Genomic DNA, 18,697 nt, shown 5'->3' on the forward strand with positions numbered 1-18,697 from the left:
CTGGATAATCTTACTCATAGCCTCGTCGGGGCGTTGATCGGGCAGGCTGGACTCAAGAAGAAGACCGGGCTGGCAATGCCCGCCCTGATCATCGGAGCGAATTTGCCCGATATCGACGCGGCGTGTCTGTTCTGGCTTGAAGGCGTGCAGCACCTCGGTTTCCGGCGCGGCATTACCCACGGGCCGCCCGCGTTGGTCCTGTTGCCGCTGATTTTGGCCGGTTTGCTCTATGGGTTCGACCGGTGGCAGGCAAAGCGAGGAAAACGCCCCGCGCGACGTTTGCCGGTAAGCTTCAAATGGCTGTTCCTGCTGAGTTTTATCGGCTGTCTCACGCACCCGGCACTCGACTGGCTGAACGTCTATGGCATCCGCCTGCTCGAACCGTTTTCAGACAAGTGGTTCTACGGTGACACGCTGTTCATCATCGATATCTGGCTATGGGCGCTGATGGGTTTTGCAACCTGGTTCTCGCTACGGCGTGAGAAGCGGGGCGGGGAGTGGAGGAAGCCTGCGCGGATCGCGATGGCGGTGGCGCTCGGGTATATTGGCGTGAATGGAATGGTCTCCAATCAGGCGGCACAATCTCTCACGAGCAGTCCGACGGGCACTGAAATTGTCATCGCCAGCCCTTCGCCTTTTCTTTCATTCAGGCGCGAACTGATCAGCGGCGGGAATGGTCTTTATACGGTCGATGACAAGACATTGCCCGGCGTGCCTCTGGACCGGTGTGATTTCCGGCGTGCAAGAGCAGAGGACGCATCGGTCGATGCCTTCCTGATATGGTCGCGCACGCCATTCGTCGAACCGCAGGAAGACGGGACATTGTGGCTCCGCGATGCGCGCTTCTATGATCCCCTCGCGCGGGACAGGTTCTCTGTCCAAATTCCCGCCAGCGCCTGTCCACAAGTTCGGACGGAACCGAGCCCGAGGTAGCGCCGTTTCTCTCTCAAAAGGGGACATTATGACTTCACCACAGATCGTCTGGCTGCGTCGCGATTTGCGCATGGCGGATCAACCCGCCCTTCATGCCGCCGCGCAAGCTGGGCCTGTCATTCCAGTCTATGTGCTGGATGACGAGCGTGCGGGCGATCATGCTTATGGCGAAGCATCGCTATGGTGGTTGCATCACTCACTGGAAAATCTGGGCAAGTCGCTCGGCAGCCGCCGCTCACAAATCGTGCTGCGCAGGGGCGATGCTCCCCAAGTGCTCGCAGCGATCGCTGACGAGGTCGGCGCTCAGTGCGTGCATGCCATTCGCCACTACGAGCCATGGTGGAAAGAGGCGGAGGATGAACTGCGAGATGCTCTGGGTGAAGACCAGAAGCTGTGCCTTTACGACGGGAATTATCTGCTGCCCCCGGGCGCGGTGACGACCGGATCTGGCGATCCGTACAAAATATACACACCGTTTTCCAAGTCGATGCTCGAACGGATGCCCCCGCGCGACACGCTGGGAGAACCGCAAACGGTTTCGTCGCCCGATCATTGGCCGGAAAGCGACAATCTGGCAGACTGGAATCTGCTCCCCAGCAAGCCCGATTGGGCGGGCGGTTTTCGCGAGTTCTGGGAAGTCGGCGAAGCTGCCGCGCATGATCGCCTCGACTGGTGGACAGATCATGTCGCAGACTATGATGAGGGCCGAAACCTGCCTTCGGATGACATCACCTCGCGCCTCTCACCGCATTTGCATTGGGGCGAAATCAGTCCGGCCCAAGTCTGGCACAAGCTGAAAGACAAGCGCTCCGACGGGTGGAAGACCTATGCCAAGGAGATCATCTGGCGCGATTACGCGCAAAACGTAATCGACCAGTTCCCGGATTATCCGCGCGAAAGCTACCGTGACTATGACGAACGCACCCTGTGGCGTAATCCCAATGCGGGGCATCTGATCCAGCAGGATCTCGAATGCTGGCAAAAAGGCATGACCGGCTATCCGATTGTCGACGCGGGCATGAGGCAGCTCTGGAAGACGGGATGGATGCATAACCGCGTCCGCATGATCTGCGCCAGTTTCTTGGTTAAACACCTGCTGATCGACTGGCGCTTTGGTGAACAGTGGTTCTGGGATTGCCTTGTTGATGCCGACTACGGAAGCAATGGCGTCAACTGGCAATGGGTGTCGGGAACCGGGGTGGACAGCAATATGTTTGTGCGGATCATGGCGCCGCTTACGCAGAGCGTGAAATTCGGTGCGGCGGATTATATCCGCGAATATGTCCCGGAGCTCGCGGATATGGACGACGATTGCATCCATGACCCGCCAGATGACCTGCGCGGTGACTATCCGGTCAAGATGATCGAACACAAGGCTGCCCGCGAACGGGCTCTGGAAGCATACCGGGCAAGTAAAACTTAGTAGGCTTGTCGCACCCGCTACAGCGCGGCATAGCGCACCCTATGGACATGCCAACCAGCCAGCGCGGACGCGATCTTCTCGACGCGGCAAAACCCTTTGCCCGCAAGCCAGGGTTTCTCGCGCGGATGATCGCTCCCGGCTTCGAGAAAATACTGGGCAAGATCGACGATGCGATGGTGACCGGCACCATTCATGGCACCTTGCCCGATGGCACCCCGCGTGTGCTGGGCGGACGTGCGCCGGGGTTTGAATGCACCGTCGAACTGCGCAGCTTCAACGCCTTGGTGCGGCTTGCCAGCAATGGTTCGGTCGGGTGGTACCAGGCATGGGAAGCGGGCGAGTGGTGGAGCCCGGATCCGGTCCCCCTGTTTGCACTCTTCGTCCAGCATGCTGAATTGCTGGGCGATACGGCACGGGCCAAGGGGCCTTTTCGCCACGGCTTGAAGCTGGCGCATCTCGTCAACCGCAACACTCACAAGGGCGCGCAGAAGAACATCTCTGCGCATTACGACCTCGGCAACGATTTCTACGCCTCGTGGCTCGATCCGACGATGAGCTATTCCTCCGCCCTTGGCGTCGAGGGTGACGAGCTGGAAGCGGGACAGCGTAAGAAGTGGGACGCGTTGGCGTCACGACTTGGCGAGCCCGAAAGACTGCTCGAAATTGGCTGCGGCTGGGGCGCATTGGCTGATTTCTTTGCGACGCGAGGCAGTGACGTCACGGCGATCAGCCTTTCCGACGAGCAGTTGGAGTGGGCGAGGGCGCGCCACGATCCCGCGGTCGATTTCCGCAAGCAGGATTACCGCGATACCGCCGGACGATATGACGCCATCGTCAGCGTGGAGATGGTAGAGGCGCTCGGCCGCGAATACTGGCCTACATTCATGGACTGCATCGCGCGAAACCTGAAACCGGGCGGGCGCGCGGCGATCCAGTATATCTCGATGCGTGATGAGCTGTTCGACGAGTATGCCAAGAGCGCCGATTTCATTCAGGCATACGTTTTTCCGGGCGGATTGCTGATCCGTACCAACGAATTCCGGCGTCTGGCAGAGGAGCGCGGCCTCGCGTGGCAAGATCAGGCCGATTTTGCTCTCGATTATGCGGAAACGCTTCGCATCTGGCGGGAGAGTTTCGATCACGCCGTAGCCGCTGGCGAGTTGCCAATTGGTTTTGACGCTCAGTTCAGCGATCTGTGGCGCTATTACCTGATGTATTGCGAAGGCGGCTTCCGTGGTGGCGGTATCGATGTGCACCAGGTCACGCTGGTGAAAGAGGGAGATTGAGAATGCGAATGGTTCTTACTTCGATTGCCGCGCTGGCGCTTGCCGGTTGCGCAGGGGCATACTCAGGCCCGGTAGAAATCGCAGATGCACCGCCGCCAGCGGTAACCCAGAGCATGCCAGCGCAGATGGCCAGCCTCGATCCCAGCGATTCGATACTCTTCTGGAGCGATGACCGCAGGTCGGCTGCTTTCCGCGACATGGAATCGATGTTCGCGGGGCTGGAAGTAGCACCAGCGAATGCGGTGCGCGTTCTTGAGCCCGGCGCGCCGATGTCTGCTGCGACCGTGTCGGCCATTCGTGCATTCATGGATGAAACGCAGGCAGCCGGCGTCATGGTTCTGCAGGATGGCAAGGTCAGGTTCGAGGATTACACTCTTGGCCTTGGCGCAGAAGATCGCTGGACCAGCTTCTCCGTTGCCAAGAGCTTTACGTCGACGCTGCTCGGCGCTGCCATTGAGGACGGCCACGTAGAAAGCATCGAAACACCTGTGACATCCATCATCCCGGCGCTTTCAGGTACCGCTTACGAAGGTGTGACCGTTGGCCAGATTGCCACGATGACGTCAGGGGTAGCCTGGAATGAAAATTATTCCGACCCGAACAGCGACGTTGCCAAGATGTTGGCGATTGCCCCGGTGGCTGGCGAATCTCAGGCGGTGACCTATGCCCGCACCTTGGAGCGAGAGGCTCCTGCGGGGGAAAAATGGGTCTACAAGACACTCGAAACCAATTTGCTGGGACTGATCGTCGAGGAGGCGACCGGCAAATCGCTTGCTGCCTATGCTGCTGAAAAGATTGTGGAGCCAGCCGGGTTTGCTGGCGGCATGTTCTGGATGCAGGACCTTACCGGCGGGAATATCGGGGGCTGCTGCCTGTCGCTCCGCCTGTCCGACTACGCACGGTTTGGCCAGTTCGTAATGGAAGGCGGCGAGGGCGTCGTTCCGGCGGACTGGTTCGCAGAATCCGGCAAGGCACAGGTTTCATTCGGACCCAACGCTCCGGGGTTTGGCTATGGGTACCAATGGTGGGCCTATCCGCAGGGTTCCTACGGCGCTCAGGGTATTTTTGGGCAATCGATTACACTGGTTCCGGAAAGTGACCTTGTTGTTGCCGTCGTCAGCAATTGGCCGACTGCAACCAGCAGTGAGAACAGGTCGAAGGCGCGGCAAATCGCCGCGATGATTGCGGCAGAGGTTCAGTAGCAGTCCGAACCAAGTGGTGGCGGAGGCCACAGGGGCGCACCGCCACCGACGACGAATACCGGACGAAGGTTCAGGCCAGCGCCCAGCGGTCGCCGCCAACACGTCGGCACGGTCGCCTTTCCCTAGGGATTAGTAAGGGCGGTAAGCCCCTTCGCCGCTGTAACGGGCGAGGATGTTGTCGTGGACGATCGGGCTGAGCAGCTCGCTGAATGCACAGCCGACCATGCAGTTTTCCCACCAGACAACTTGCGCCTGAAGTGATTCAAGGCCTGGCAGAGTAAGCCAGCACATCTGGCCTTCGTGCATCCGGTTGATGGCTGCAGCGGAAAAGCCGGAAATCGACAGATCGTGGACCACCGTCTGGAAGGCGCGGCCACCGCTGGCGCGAAGCTGGCCAGGAATGGTGAGTTTGGTACGCGGTGCGCACCGGTCTTCTTGGGCAGCTACTGAGTAGCGATCCTGTGTCTGGTAGGTCATGTCCGGCACCTTATCGAGTTGGATTTAGCGACCCGCACACCCGGGTAAAAGGCGCGCGCGTTATTTAGTAGAGTGTCGCTCAACAGGATTACGGAATAATCGCGGAACTTGGTTAACCTAACTTTCGATGCGCTCTCGGTGGCGAGTCGGGAAATCGTTAACGATTAGCTCGATCAGGCGGTTCGCAACCTCTTCGGGCGCTTTGACCGTTTGCGGGTCTTCCCCGGGATAAGCTTTTGCCCGCATTGATGTGCGAGTCGCACCTGGATCGATCGTTGCGACGCGGACACTGGAAATCTTCTCGACCTCTTGGGAATAGGCATCGAGCAGATTGTCGAAGGCCGCCTTGGTGCTGCCATAGGCGGACCAATATGCGCGGGGGTTCTCTCCAACACTGCTGGTGAGGCCAATGACCCGGCCGGCATCAGCGCGCTTCAGGAGCGGATCGAAGTTGGCGAGCAGGGCCTGCGTAGCAAGGGCATTGACCGTCATCGCCTGACTGAATTGCTTGCCGTCGATCTGCGTAACGGGTGTTAAAGTCGGAAGATAAGCCGCTGATATAACGAGAATATCTAACTTGTCCCAGCGCCCGGCGATGGCCGATGCCAGCCGCGCTATCCCGTCGCTTTCAGCAAGGTCGACAGGAGCGATTGTGGATGACCCGCCTACTTCGTGAATACGGTCTTCGACCGCCTCCAGAGCGCGCACGTCGCGTCCGGTCAAAATCACATGCGCACCCGCTGCCGCCAGTGCAACGGCTGTTGCCGAACCGATACCCTTGCTCGCTCCCGTGACCAGGGCAAGCTTTCCATCGAGCGGCTTCGTCATGTCAGGCGACCTTGTTTACCGGAAATGCGAGTTGTTTCTGCTTGTCTTCGCGGCGCGCGATATCGGTCAGGGACGTTGGGTAATCGCCCGTGAAACAGGCATCGCAAAACTGCGGACACTCCTTCACCCGAGGTTTTTCGCCCACCGCGCGATAGAGACCGTCGATCGAGACAAAGGCGAGACTGTCCGCCTTGATAAATTCACGCATCGGTTCGACGTCCATCCGGGCGGCCAGCAGCTTTGAACGTTCCGGCGTGTCGACACCGTAGTAGCAGCTGTGTGCCGTCGGCGGACTGGCAACGCGGAAGTGCACCTCCTTGGCGCCTGCATCGCGCATCATTTCGACGATCTGCATCGATGTGGTGCCGCGGACGATGGAATCATCGATCAGGACGATGCGTTTGCCTTCCACCAGCATTCGGTTGGCGTTGTGCTTGCGCTTGACGCCTGCGTGGCGCGCGCCGTCCGAAGGCTGGATGAAGGTGCGACCGACATAGTGCGAGCGGATAATGCCCAGCTCGAACGGAATGCCAGATTCCTGCGCATATCCGATAGCTGCCGGAACCCCGCTGTCGGGGACTGGGACGACGAGGTCCGCTTCGACCGGGCGTTCCTTGGCCAGTTCGGCGCCGATTGCCTTGCGCGCATCATACACGCTGCGTCCGGCAAAAAAGCTGTCGGGGCGGCTGAAATAGACGTGTTCGAAAATGCAGGGGCGGGGGCTGTGCTTGCCGAAGGGGTGGAGCGATTTGACGTTACCGTCGAAATCGACGCGGATAAGCTCGCCGGGCTCCACTTCGCGTATCATTGCAGCACCAACAACGTCGAATGCGACGCTTTCGCTGGCGAAGGCGATGGCGTCTCCGATGCGGCCCATAACCAGCGGGCGAATGCCGAGCGGGTCTCGGCAGGCAATCATGCCTTCCGGGGTCATCACGATAAGGGCGTAGGCGCCTTCAAGCAGGCGAAGCGCATCGACAAGCCGGTCGACGATTGTCGGATACCGGCTCGTGGCGACGAGATGGATGATGACCTCGGTGTCGGAGGTGGACTGGAAGATCGCACCGCGCTGGACCAGTTCCTCGCGCAGCTTGCCCGCGTTCGAGATGTTGCCGTTGTGCGCAACCGCAAATCCGCCGCTCGCCAAGTCTGCGTAGAGCGGTTGAACATTGCGCAGGCCTGCACCGCCGGTCGTTGAATATCGCACGTGACCGGCCGCCATGTTGCCAGGCAATTCCGCAATGGCGTCGGCTGATGAGAAGTTCTCCGCGACATGGCCCAATCCGCGGCGGGCGCGGAATTCTGCACCGTCAAAAGCGACGATGCCTGCGGCCTCTTGTCCGCGGTGCTGAAGGGCATGAAGACCGAGTGCGGTTGCCGCAGACGCGTCGGCTGCGTTGATGACGCCGAAGACGCCGCACTCTTCGCGCAGCTTGTCGCCGTCCTCATCGAGGAATGGGTGAGTTAAATTCATCTTGCCATCCACGCTGCCAACCGGTGCCGGTCCAATGGCGATGTTGCAGCCTTATTACAAGGGTGATGAGCGCTACAATCGTGGACCGACAGCGGCAATTCATTGCGTGGCCAGAATTGTGTGCCTAAACGCGGGTCCGTGAAAACCGCACCGTACAACGATAAGCAAGGCCAGCCTTGATCCTCTCTCCATTCGAACGGACTATCGCCATGCGTTACCTGCTTCCGGGCAGGAGCGAGGCGTTCATCGCGCTGGTCGCAGGCATTTCGATTACGGTCGTCATGCTGTCGGTCGCCATGCTGGTGATTGTCATGAGCGTGATGAACGGTTTTCGCGCCGAATTGCTCGACAAAATCGTGGGTCTGAACGGCCATGCAATCGTGCAGGCCTATGGCGGCAAGCTCGATGACTGGGAAAACGTCTTGCAGGAAGTGCGCGAAACGCCTGGTGTCACTGAGGCTTCACCGCTCATAGAACAGCCGCTGCTAACCACCTTCAATGGCAGGGTGGAAGCGATCCTGCTTCGCGGAAACACTGTCCAGGATCTGCGCGAGCTGGGCGAAAAGACGGTCAGTGGTAACATGGACGCCTTGCAGCCCGGCGCGAGCAAGGTCGCGATTGGTGCTCGCCTTGCCGAGAATATCGGGGCGCGAGTGGGTGACACGATTACCATCATCAATCCGCAAGGCCGCTCGACACCATTCGGCACGGTCCCGCGCCAAGTTGGATATGAAATTGGCGCGATCTTCGAGATAGGGATCTACGACTACGACGGTGCCTTCGTTGTCATGCCGATGCAGGATGCGCAGACCCTGCTGTTGATTGGCGACACCGTAGGCATGATCGAAGTCAAGGTGGAGGATCCGGATAAAGTCGGAGAAATCCTGGAGCCGGTCACGGCAAGCTTAACTGGTCGTGCAGTCGTCCAGGACTGGAAGACCATCAACTCGACCTTGTTCGAGGCACTTCAGGTTGAACGCGTTGCTATGGCATTTGCACTTAGTTTCATGGTCTTGGTTGCCGCATTTAATATACTTTCCAGCCTTGTTATGCTGGTCCGGGCAAAAACTCGCGACATCGCAATCATGCGCACCATGGGTGCGACCAAGCGAAGCCTGACCAAGATTTTTGTTACGACCGGCTTCACGGTCGGAGCGTTGGGGACAATCGCCGGGCTTTTGCTGGGTGCGCTGGTCCTCACTTTCCGAGAGCAGATCGTTACAGGCATCAGCTGGATGACCGGCGCGGATCTATGGGACCCGCAGGTGCGTTTCCTCAGCACTATTCCTGCCAAGGTCGACCCTGTAGAAATTGCGATGATCGTTGGTCTCGCGCTCGTCATGAGTTTCCTGGCTACTCTTTATCCTGCATTGAAGGCGGCCAGCACGGATCCGGTACAGGTGCTGCGCTATGAATAATCCGGTCGTCGAATTGAAAGGTCTGACCCGCAGTTTCGAGCAGGGAGGCGAGCGCATCGATGTCTTGCGCGGCGTCGACCTAAAGATCATGCCGGGCGAGATTGTCGCGCTGCTGGGCCCCTCGGGCTCGGGCAAGTCGACCTTGCTGCAGGCAGTCGGTCTGCTCGAAGGCGGTTTCGGCGGCGAGATTGTGATTGCCGGCCACTCGGCTGAGAAATCCAATGCGAATGCACGGACCGAACTGCGCCGTGATCATCTTGGATTCGTTTATCAATTCCACCACCTGCTGCCCGATTTCGATGCACGCGAGAATGTAGTGCTGCCGCAATTGGTGGCGGGCAGGCCGCGCGAAGAATCAGAGGCGAGGGCAGACGAACTGCTTACCGCATTGGGACTTGGGCACCGATTGACCCACCGTCCGAACCAGCTTTCTGGCGGCGAGCAGCAACGCGTCGCCGTTGCACGCGGCTTGGCGAACAAGCCTGCACTCGTGCTCGCCGACGAGCCGACCGGCAATCTCGACGAAGCAACTTCGGACAAGGTGCTGCAACAGTTCCTTGCCCTGGTGCGCGGCGAAGGCAGTGCAGCGATCGTCGCGACACACAATGAGCGGCTCGCTGCACGCATGGATAGGGTCGTCCGTCTTCACGAAGGCGTTCTGGAATAGCGAACGCATAGTAAGCGTTCATTCGCAGGGCAGCATTGCTCCTCCATCGATAGGCAGTATCGTCGCTGGTAGCGGTCTGCCAAGCCCCTTACCGGGAGGAGACCATCGATGTTTACCGCGACTATCGCGCTGATTGCTGCCCAAGCTACGGGCACAGACGAACCGGCGCCAGCACCCGCACCCCCTCGCTGTGAGGGTGCGCAATTCGAAGCCTTCGACTTCTGGGTCGGTGAATGGACGGTGACACCTGCATCGGGGAGCGAACCCATTGCAGACAGCAAGATCGAAAAGGTAAGCGCCGGTTGCGCAATCCGCGAGAGATGGATGCCCTATCGCGGCGGGCACGGTACAAGCCTTTCTGCATATGATCCGCAAACTGGAAACTGGCACCAGCTCTGGGTCGGCGCACAGCCGGGCCGCGTTTTCTTTGATGGAGGACCGCACGAGGGCAAGATGGTACTCACCGGATATTGGGGGAAAGATGCGCAGGGCAACGCACAGCTTGTGCGCATGACCTACTCGGTGCAAAGCGACGGTTCTGTCCGTCAGCACGGGCAATCCAGCATTGATCACGGTCTAAGCTGGAGCGACAGTTTCGATCTCATCTACCGCCGCAAGGACGCATCTGAATGACCACAATTGCCGATTTCACCGTAGCCAATAACAAGGGCCAGGAAGTCGACTTGTCCGATAAGCTCGGCAAGGTCCTGCTCGTGGTGAACACGGCAAGCAAATGCGGCTTCACGCCGCAGTATGATGGTCTGGAAAAGCTGTTCCAAAAGTACAATGACAAGGGCTTTGAGGTCCTCGCATTTCCCTGCAACCAGTTTGGGGGCCAGGAACCCGGTGATGCTGACGAGATCGAGCAGTTCTGCAAAGTGAACTTCGGCCTGACCTTCCCGCTAATGGGCAAGGTGGACGTAAACGGCGATCACGCCAGTCCGCTGTTTGACTGGATGAAGGCGGAGGCACCCGGTCTGATGGGATCGAAATCGATCAAGTGGAACTTCACCAAGTTCCTGATCGACCGCGAAGGCAATGTGGTGAAGCGTTACGGCTCGGCCGATGCGCCCAAGACTATTGCCAAGGATATCGAGAAGCTCCTGTAACCTGGCGCAGGTTGCCGACGAAGGTCATCCCATGATTGCAGACATCAACCAGTGGTTCCTTTCGCTTGGCGCGGAATACGGGGTCAATCCATATATATTCGGCGGCATCTATGTCGGTGCGATACCGTTCTTCCTTGCCTCCATTGCGTGGCTGGTGAAGCGCGCGAGGGCAGGCCGTTCAACTGTCGTTCCAACTCTGTGCGCCGGGTTCTGCTTCGTATCGGCTTACATCTATCTCGCAATCGCTGGACGGAATATTCCGGCTTGGGTGTGGATCTTCCTTGCCGCGCTGATCGTCTACGGGGCCTGGTCCACAATCCGCGATACGCGCCGCAAGATCGCCGCACCTGACGAAGACTGATTTTCTTCTCCATCTGTGGAGAATAAGCATGGCTGACGGCTTCCCGAGCGGGGTGTAAATTCCTACTCTAGCGTGATGCCATATAAGCCCTTCGTTCCGCTGCGTGTCCTGTCTGCCTATTCGATGCTCGAAGGTGCCATCGATCCCAAGGCAATGGCCAAGCTGGCGAAGGAGCGGGGCTTTCCGGCCATAGCAATCGCTGACCGCAACGGCCTTTATGGCGCGGTCATGTTCGCCAATGCATGCAAGGCGGAAGGCATTCAGCCTTTGACCGGTACGCTGCTGGGCATTGCGCGCGACGAAGAAGGGCGCATCGTCGATTACCTGCCGCTCTATGCCCAGGATGAGCAGGGATATGACAATCTGTGCCACCTGGTCAGCCGCGCGCATCTCGATCGGCCGCTCGAATTCGAACCGCACATTCGTCTGGAAGACCTCGAAGGGCGAACCGGGGGATTGATCGCCCTGACAGGCGCAAGCGAAGGCGGGGTGACCCGGTTGCTGGCCGAAGGACAGGTGACCCACGCTGTTGCCATGTTGGACAAGCTGCAGGCCTTGTTCCCTGGGCGCCTCTACATCGAGCTTGCGCGGCGCGGGAACGAGATTGAGGAAGGTGCCGAAGAAGCTCTCATCGATCTTGCCTACGATCGGGACCTTCCGCTGGTCGCGACCAATCCGGCCAACTATGCCGAGCCGCATATGCACAAGGCCCATGATGCCATGCTGTGCATCGCCAACTCGACCCACGTCGATGCCGATGAGCGGCCACGCTCCAATTCCGAGAGCTACGTCAAGACCGCTCACATGATGGAGGAGGCTTTTGCCGACCTCCCCGAAGCGACTGCCAATTCTCTCGTTATCGCCCAGCGCTGTGCATATGCGCCGCCCTATCGCGATCCGATCCTGCCCAGCTTGGCGGGCGACGTGGAAGGCGAAGCGCGGATGCTGGAAGCCGATGCGCGCAAGGGTCTGTCCGCGCGGCTGGAGCCATATGGCGAAATGTCGGCCGAAGATCGCAAGGCCTATTTCGATCGGTTGGAATACGAAGTCGGCATCATCAACCAGATGGGCTTCCCCGGCTACTTCCTGATCGTTGCCGATTTCATCAAATGGGCCAAGGACCATGATATTCCCGTGGGCCCGGGCCGTGGCTCGGGTGCGGGCAGCGTGGTCGCGTGGGCGCTTACGATTACCGATCTCGATCCGCTGAAGTTAGGTTTGCTGTTCGAGCGTTTCCTCAATCCGGAACGTGTGTCGATGCCTGACTTCGATATCGATTTCTGTGAAACGCGCCGCGGCGAGGTGATCCGGTATGTGCAACAGAAGTACGGACACGATCACGTCGCCCAGATCATTACATTCGGTAAGCTGAAAGCCCGCGCGGTGCTCCGCGATACCGGACGTATCCTGCAGATGAGCTACGGGCACGTGGACCGGATATGCAAGATGGTGCCGAACCATCCGACCGACCCGTGGACACTGCCAAGGTCGCTCAACGGTTCTGCCGAATTCAAGGCCGAATACGACAGCGATGCGGAGGTCAAACGCCTCATCGATCTGGCAATGCAGTTGGAAGGCTTCCCTCGCAACAGCTCTACGCACGCCGCCGGCGTCGTTATCGGTGACCGCCCGCTGGCCCAGCTTGTCCCGCTTTACCGCGATCCGCGTTCCGATATGCCCGTGACGCAGTACGACATGAAGAATGTCGAAAGCAGCGGCCTGGTGAAGTTCGACTTCCTCGGCCTCAAGACGCTTTCGGTTCTCAAAAAGGCGACCGACCTGCTCAAGCAGCGCGAGATCGAAATTGATCTGTCGCTGCTCGAGCTGGATGATCCGTCCGTCTACGAGCTGATGAAATCCGGCAATACCGTGGGTGTGTTTCAGCTGGAATCCGAAGGTATGCGGCGCACGCTGACCGCCGTGAAGCCGACGAATTTCGGTGACATTATCGCGCTTGTTTCGCTCTACCGTCCCGGCCCGATGGACAACATCCCCCTGTTCGGAAAGCGTAAGGCGGGTGAGGTCCCGATCGAATATCCGCACGAGAAGCTCGAGGGCATCCTGGCGGAAACCTACGGGATTTTCGTCTACCAGGAACAGGTCATGCAGGCAGCCCAGATCCTGGCCGGCTACTCGCTTGGCGACGCAGACTTGCTGCGCCGTGCGATGGGTAAGAAAGTGCAGGCGGAAATGGACGTGCAGCGCGAACGTTTCGTGATCGGCTGCAAGGAGGTCTCCGGGATCGAGAAAGCAAAGGCCAACGAACTGTTCGATTTGATCGACAAGTTCGCAGGCTACGGCTTCAACAAATCACACGCGGCCGCTTACGCACTTCTGGCGTATCAAACTGCTTGGATGAAGGCGCATTACCCGGAAGAATTCTACGCTGCATCCATGTGCTTCGATATGCACCAATCGGAAAAACTCACGATCTTCGTCGACGACGCGCGCCGTCAGGGAGTGGCGGTGCACCCTCCGTGTCTCAATAATTCCGAGGCGGAATTCTCGGTCGAACAGACCGATACCGGATATGCCGTTCGCTATGCACTGGCCGGAATTCGCAACGTCGGTGAGAAGGCGATGGAATCGCTGGTCGAGGAACGCGAGGTGTCGGGCAAATTCGAAAGCCTTCAGGACCTTTTCGAGCGCATACCCAAGGGCGCGCTGAATTCGCGCCAACTCGAAGCTTTGGCAAGCGCGGGCGCCCTCGATGCGCTCGAACCCAACCGTGCCAAAGTGTTCGCAAACGCCGACCTGCTGCTGGCAGTGGCCGATGCCGCTGAACGGGAACGGTCGAGCGGGCAGGCGGGTCTGTTCGGCGGGGAAGAAGAGCAGGGCGAGACCCTGCGTCTGAAAGAAGTCGAAGATTGGCCGCGCGCAGAACGTATGGCCCGCGAGCGAGAGAATTTCGGGTTCTATTTCTCGGCTCATCCAGTTGCGGCATGGAAGGAAGTCGCTTCTGCCAATGGCGCACGCACCTATGCTTCGCTCATGTCGGGCGGCGCACCCACAGGCGGCCGGTCGAACGCGGTCATGGCCGCCATGGTGGAGAAGGTGAACAAGGGTACGACGAGGCGGGGCAAACCATTTGTCCGTGCCGATTTCTCCGATGCATCGGGTCAGTTCAGTGCGGCATGCTTCGAAGAAACCATGGTCGAGAAGTTCCTCAAATGGGCGGAAGAGCAGACCTGCATCCTGCTTCAGGTGGAGCTCGATTCCCCGAGCCCTGACGAACCGCCCCGGATTACGGTTCGCGGCGGCACTCCGCTTGCCGAAGTGCGCGGCTCGATGCCGATGATAATGACCGTCGATGTGCTGGACGTGGAGGCACTGGAAGCACTCAAGCTGGAATTGCTTGAAGCCACCGGAGGGCAGGATGAAGTGCTTGTGACGCTACGGACTGGCGGGGACGAGGATCCGGTCATGCGCCTGGGCCGTAAATTCGCGCTCGATGGTGACCTCGCCGAACGCTTGGCAAGCGTGCCGAGCCTTGCCAAGGTGCAGCTGGACAAGCGGCGCGGCGGGGCACATCTCCGACTCGTCAGCTGATTTTCAGCCTCCGAAAGCGGGGCGGAGACGAGAGGAGAGACTGAATGCTCGGAGCGATGCAGGATTGGACGATGCGCGTTACCCACGTGATCGATCACGCGGCACGCGAAGCCCCGGACCGCGAGATCGTGACCCGTTGGGCCGATGGCAGCGAAACCCGGACCAATTGGGAAGGCATCCGCACTGACGCATTGAAGATGGCGCAGGCGCTTCAGGCACTTGGTCTCAAGGAAGGTGACAAGGTCGCCAGCCTGGCGATGAACCATTCGCGCCATCTCGTGAGCTGGTACGGCGTGGCGGGCATGGGCGGGGTACTTCATACCGTGAACCCGCGCCTGTTCGATGACCAGCTCGAGTATATCGTCAATCATGCCGAAGACCGCGTGATGATATACGACGCGGCGTTCCAGCCGATCGTCGACAAGATGCGCGACCGCTGGAAGACGGTCGAGCATTACATCTGCTTCGATAGCGGAGAGCATACGACCGCTTTCGAAGACTGGATTGGCGAACAATCCGGCGAATTCGAATGGGTCGGAGGCAGCGAACGCGATCCTTGCATGATCTGTTACACCAGCGGCACGACCGGCAATCCGAAGGGCGTTCAATACGAGCACCGCAGCACGGTTCTGCATGCCATGGCTGGCCTCCAGCCCGCAGCATTCAATTTCAGCGCATCATCCGTGATGCTGCCGGTTGTTCCGATGTTCCACGCGGCCAGCTGGGGTCTGCCTTATGCAGGCGCGATGGCAGGCATCAAGTTTGTCTTTTCCGCAGTCAATGATCCGGCAGTGCTGGACGATTTGATGAAGCGTGAGAAGGTGACCGACAGCGCAGGGGTCCCGACCGTCTGGCTGGCCCATTTCCAATATTGCGACAAGGAAGGCATCGATCTTCCTCCGCTGAAAGCGGCGACCATCGGCGGTTCGGCCGCGCCCAGGTTCATGATCGAGCGGCTGATGAAAAATGGCACCCGCGTCCAGCATGCCTGGGGCATGACCGAAACTTCGCCCATCGGCACGGTAGGTGGTCCGACCCGGGACTGGGATAGCCTCAGCCTCGATGAGAAGGTCACGCAGACCATGAAGCAGGGACGCCCGATATTCGGCGTGGAGCTGCGCACTATCGATCTCGACGATCCGTCCAAGGTGTTGCCGCGCGATGGCAAGACCAGCGGCGCTCTGCAAATTCGCGGCCCATGGGTTGTGAAGCGCTATTTCAAGGCCGAAGAAGACGCGACCGACAAGGATGGCTGGTTCGACACCGGCGATGTCGGGATGCTCCACCCGGACGGCACGTTGCAACTGACCGACCGGACCAAGGACGTGATCAAATCGGGCGGAGAATGGATCAGCTCGGTCGAGCTTGAGAACGCTGCAGTTGGTCATCCCGCTGTCGCCGAGGCCGCCTGCATCGGGATGTATCATCCCAAGTGGGACGAACGCCCGGTGCTCTTTGTGGTAAAAAAGGAAGGCGAGGATGTCTCGGCCGAGCAGGTCGTGAATTTTCTGTCGGACAAGATCGCCAAATGGTGGTTGCCCGATGCGGTTGAGTTCGTGAACGACATTCCCCACACAGCCACTGGCAAAATCAGCAAGAAAGACCTGCGCGAGAGGTTCTCGGACTACAAACTGGCCGATGTGCAGTAGGCACAAGTGAGCCGCCTGATCCTGCTCAACAAGCCCTTCGGAGTGCTCTCGCAGTTTACCGGCGGCAAGGAAGGTGTTGAAGACACGCTGGCGCATCTGGTCGATGTGCCGGGTGTCTACCCCGCTGGCAGGCTCGACAAGGATAGCGAAGGGCTGCTGTTGCTGACCGATGACGGGCGGCTGCAGTCGCGTATCGCCGAACCGCGTTACAAGACGGCCAAGACCTATCTCGTCCAGGTCGAAGGTGCGGCAGATGATGCAGCGCTGGAAAAACTCGCGCGCGGTGTGGAGCTGAAGGATGGGATCACCGCTCCTGCACGGGTCAAGCGGATCGATGCACCGCCGGTCTGGGACCGCGAGCCCCCGGTCCGTTTCCGCAAGAGCGTGCCGGACAGCTGGATTGCGCTCGAAATCACTGAAGGCCGCAATCGCCAGGTGCGGCGTATGACGGCGGCAGTTGGCCTGCCGACACTCCGCCTGATCCGTTGGCGGATCGGCGACTGGAGCGTCGAGGGAATTGCACCAGGCGAATACCAGGAATTGGACGTATGAGGAGAGGCAGATGAGCCAGAGCTATATCGACCCGAGCCGCGCAAATTTCGAGGCGTTCAAGAATCTTCCGCGCGACGAGCCAATCCAGATGCTCAACCTCCTGCTGTATCGCGATAAGGCCGAATATCCGGAAGGGCACTTGCATCATGGAAATGGCTGGTCCGGTCGCCGCGCGTATCAGGAATACGGCAAGACCAGCGGCCCGATCTTCCAGCGCGTAGGCGGCAGCATTGTCTGGCGAGGCACGTTCGAGACGGTTGTAACAGGGCCGGAAGACATGCACTGGCACGACGGGTTCGTGGCGCAGTATCCCAACTCGGGCGCTTTCTTCGAGATGATCAAGGACCCGGATTACCAGAAGGCAGTGGTCAACCGGACGGCGGCACTAACAGATAGCAGGTTGGTGCGCTTCAAGCCTGTTTCCGCTGGTGAGGGTTTCGGCTGATCGTCGGCGCTGCCGGCGAGGGGACTGCGCCCTTTTGCTTCAGCTCGACTTGAGGACAAAGAACACGATAGCCATCGCCGACATAATCACGATACCGCTGAGGCTTAGCAACCTAATCGCCCGACTAGGCCGCGCATCGTCAGGCATGTCGCAGCGGGTGATCACGAGGTGATTCAGCAGCGCGATGACGGGTCCCACTACGAAGTAGATCGACGTAACAAGATCGATGAAGACGCTGAAGCTTTGCATCATCGAAGCCAGGATCAGAACTGTGAGCGCTGCGATCAGACCGAGGAAAACTGCGTAGCTGCGCTCCGAGGCTCTTCCCCCGACATTTCCCAAATATTCCTGATGGACTGCTCCAAACCCTCTGGCGGCGCCGTCGAATGACGCGATCATGGTCGTCGCCATGACGCACAGGGCAGCAATTGCCGCCAGATACGCAGGTATCGGGCCAAGAGTTTCACGGTAAAGATTGATGATCTGCGCCGCCAAGTCCGCAGCGCCGGATTCTGGAGCAACATTCCCGGAATGCATGACCCCTGCACCCATGACGCAGAAGCAGACAGCCAGGAAGCCGGTGAGCAAATAGGAGCCGAGGAATCCCGACCTCATCGTTTTGACCGGCAGCCGGTCACGCTCTTCCTCTTTCTCCTGTGACTTTAAAGTCCACAATGAAACCTGGACCGATTGGCCAATGGGGCTGGGCATGAAGCCCGCCAGCGCGACCACAAACATCAGGGCCAGCGGGTCGGCCATCCATTCGAAATTCGTCAGACTTGGCAATTGAACGCGCGGAAGTGCAATTGCTGAAGCTGCAATCGTGGCCACGGTCAGGAATGCAATGAGCAGCTTGTTGACGCGATCAAGCCAGCCGTAACCGCCGATCATTAGCAGCATCAAGGTCGCTCCGATTGCCATTACTGCCAGCAGCAGGATCGGCAGGTCCAATCCGGTAACGGCTGCAAGGATGGCCGCCGTAGTCGCGCTGACCGCGGCGAGGCCGATGGGTGCGATGGTCAGCGATGTTACGGCATAGAGGATAACCGCCCATACGCCCAGTTCGCGGTACCCGCCGATAATGGTTTTGCGGGTTGCATGGGCGTAATCCATCCCAAACCGAAAGGCAGGGTATTTCAGGAAGTTGATCAGCACGATCACCAATACCAGTGCCAGCCCGAACATCGCTCCGGCCCGCGTGGACTGGACCAGATGGGATACACCGATAGCCGAGCCTGAAAAGACCAGTCCCGGCCCGGCAGCTCGTTGCCAGTCGCTAAATTTCATAGTGCCCCCACAGAATTAGGTTTGCTGAGCGACCAAG

At 59.3% G+C, this 18,697-nt stretch carries 17 protein-coding genes; 13 read left to right on the forward strand and 4 right to left on the reverse strand.

Features of this window, described 5'->3' with window-relative positions; all coding sequences use genetic code 11:
- The 4 genes from K3166_RS05465 to K3166_RS05480 are packed head-to-tail and all read left to right on the forward strand — an operon-like array spanning nt 1 to nt 4,844.
- Complete coding sequence (locus K3166_RS05465; RefSeq protein ID WP_221423981.1) at nt 1-933, forward strand: metal-dependent hydrolase; 933 nt, start codon at nt 1-3, stop codon at nt 931-933.
- A 28-nt stretch (nt 934-961) separates the two neighbouring features.
- Nucleotides 962-2,356 carry a cryptochrome/photolyase family protein gene (locus K3166_RS05470; protein ID WP_221423655.1) on the forward strand — a complete coding sequence of 465 codons (1,395 nt, stop codon included), beginning with the start codon at nt 962-964 and terminating at the stop codon, nt 2,354-2,356.
- 41 nt (nt 2,357-2,397) lie between these two features.
- Nucleotides 2,398-3,642, forward strand: coding sequence for an SAM-dependent methyltransferase (locus K3166_RS05475; RefSeq protein WP_221423656.1), 1,245 nt, complete (start codon nt 2,398-2,400; stop codon nt 3,640-3,642).
- 2 nt (nt 3,643-3,644) lie between these two features.
- Nucleotides 3,645-4,844, forward strand: a complete 1,200-nt coding sequence (locus K3166_RS05480; RefSeq protein ID WP_221423657.1) for a serine hydrolase domain-containing protein — start codon at nt 3,645-3,647, stop codon at nt 4,842-4,844.
- A gap of 129 nt (nt 4,845-4,973) precedes the next feature.
- On the opposite strand, the gene K3166_RS05485 is transcribed toward K3166_RS05480, so the two are convergent.
- The 3 genes from K3166_RS05485 to purF all read right to left on the reverse strand — a co-directional run bounded on the left by K3166_RS05485 (nt 4,974) and on the right by purF (nt 7,623).
- A complete protein-coding gene (locus tag K3166_RS05485; RefSeq protein WP_090479507.1) occupies nt 4,974-5,321 on the reverse strand; it encodes a PilZ domain-containing protein in 348 nt (115 codons plus the stop codon).
- A 117-nt stretch (nt 5,322-5,438) separates the two neighbouring features.
- Nucleotides 5,439-6,149, reverse strand: coding sequence for an SDR family NAD(P)-dependent oxidoreductase (locus tag K3166_RS05490; RefSeq protein ID WP_221423658.1), 711 nt, complete (start codon nt 6,147-6,149; stop codon nt 5,439-5,441).
- Between the two features lies 1 nt (nt 6,150).
- Entirely contained in the window at nt 6,151-7,623 is a 1,473-nt protein-coding gene (gene purF, locus K3166_RS05495; RefSeq protein WP_221423659.1) for an amidophosphoribosyltransferase, read from the reverse strand.
- Between the two features lie 176 nt (nt 7,624-7,799).
- Here purF and K3166_RS05500 point away from each other — a divergent pair, with 176 nt between their 5' ends.
- From K3166_RS05500 to K3166_RS05540, 9 genes are all read left to right on the forward strand, one after another.
- Nucleotides 7,800-9,041, forward strand: coding sequence for a lipoprotein-releasing ABC transporter permease subunit (locus tag K3166_RS05500; protein WP_221423660.1), 1,242 nt, complete (start codon nt 7,800-7,802; stop codon nt 9,039-9,041).
- A complete protein-coding gene (locus tag K3166_RS05505) occupies nt 9,034-9,708 on the forward strand; it encodes an ABC transporter ATP-binding protein (protein ID WP_221423661.1) in 675 nt (224 codons plus the stop codon). The genes K3166_RS05500 and K3166_RS05505 overlap by 8 nt, the downstream gene beginning before the upstream one ends.
- A gap of 108 nt (nt 9,709-9,816) precedes the next feature.
- Nucleotides 9,817-10,341, forward strand: a complete 525-nt coding sequence (locus K3166_RS05510) for a hypothetical protein (protein WP_221423662.1) — start codon at nt 9,817-9,819, stop codon at nt 10,339-10,341.
- The gene (locus K3166_RS05515; RefSeq protein ID WP_221423663.1) at nt 10,338-10,817 is read left to right on the forward strand and encodes a glutathione peroxidase; all 480 of its coding nucleotides are present in this window, start codon (nt 10,338-10,340) and stop codon (nt 10,815-10,817) included. The genes K3166_RS05510 and K3166_RS05515 overlap by 4 nt, the downstream gene beginning before the upstream one ends.
- Before the next feature lie 31 nt (nt 10,818-10,848).
- Nucleotides 10,849-11,178: a hypothetical protein gene (locus K3166_RS05520; protein ID WP_221423664.1), complete on the forward strand. Its 330-nt coding sequence runs from the start codon at nt 10,849-10,851 to the stop codon at nt 11,176-11,178.
- Nucleotides 11,179-11,253: 75 nt separating this feature from the next.
- On the forward strand, nt 11,254-14,727 hold the full coding sequence (gene dnaE, locus K3166_RS05525) for a DNA polymerase III subunit alpha (RefSeq protein WP_221423665.1): 3,474 nt from the start codon (nt 11,254-11,256) through the stop codon (nt 14,725-14,727).
- A 44-nt stretch (nt 14,728-14,771) separates the two neighbouring features.
- Entirely contained in the window at nt 14,772-16,376 is a 1,605-nt protein-coding gene (locus tag K3166_RS05530) for a long-chain fatty acid--CoA ligase (protein ID WP_221423666.1), read from the forward strand.
- A gap of 6 nt (nt 16,377-16,382) precedes the next feature.
- On the forward strand, nt 16,383-16,928 hold the full coding sequence (locus tag K3166_RS05535) for a pseudouridine synthase (RefSeq protein WP_221423667.1): 546 nt from the start codon (nt 16,383-16,385) through the stop codon (nt 16,926-16,928).
- Between the two features lie 10 nt (nt 16,929-16,938).
- A complete protein-coding gene (locus tag K3166_RS05540; RefSeq protein ID WP_221423668.1) occupies nt 16,939-17,373 on the forward strand; it encodes a DUF1330 domain-containing protein in 435 nt (144 codons plus the stop codon).
- Nucleotides 17,374-17,412: 39 nt separating this feature from the next.
- Here K3166_RS05540 and K3166_RS05545 read toward each other — a convergent pair whose 3' ends face one another.
- Nucleotides 17,413-18,660 carry an NRAMP family divalent metal transporter gene (locus tag K3166_RS05545; protein ID WP_221423669.1) on the reverse strand — a complete coding sequence of 416 codons (1,248 nt, stop codon included), beginning with the start codon at nt 18,658-18,660 and terminating at the stop codon, nt 17,413-17,415.
- Nucleotides 18,661-18,697 lie beyond the last annotated feature (37 nt).

The sequence above is a fragment of the Qipengyuania psychrotolerans genome (genome assembly GCF_019711355.1).
GTDB lineage: Bacteria > Pseudomonadota > Alphaproteobacteria > Sphingomonadales > Sphingomonadaceae > Qipengyuania > Qipengyuania psychrotolerans.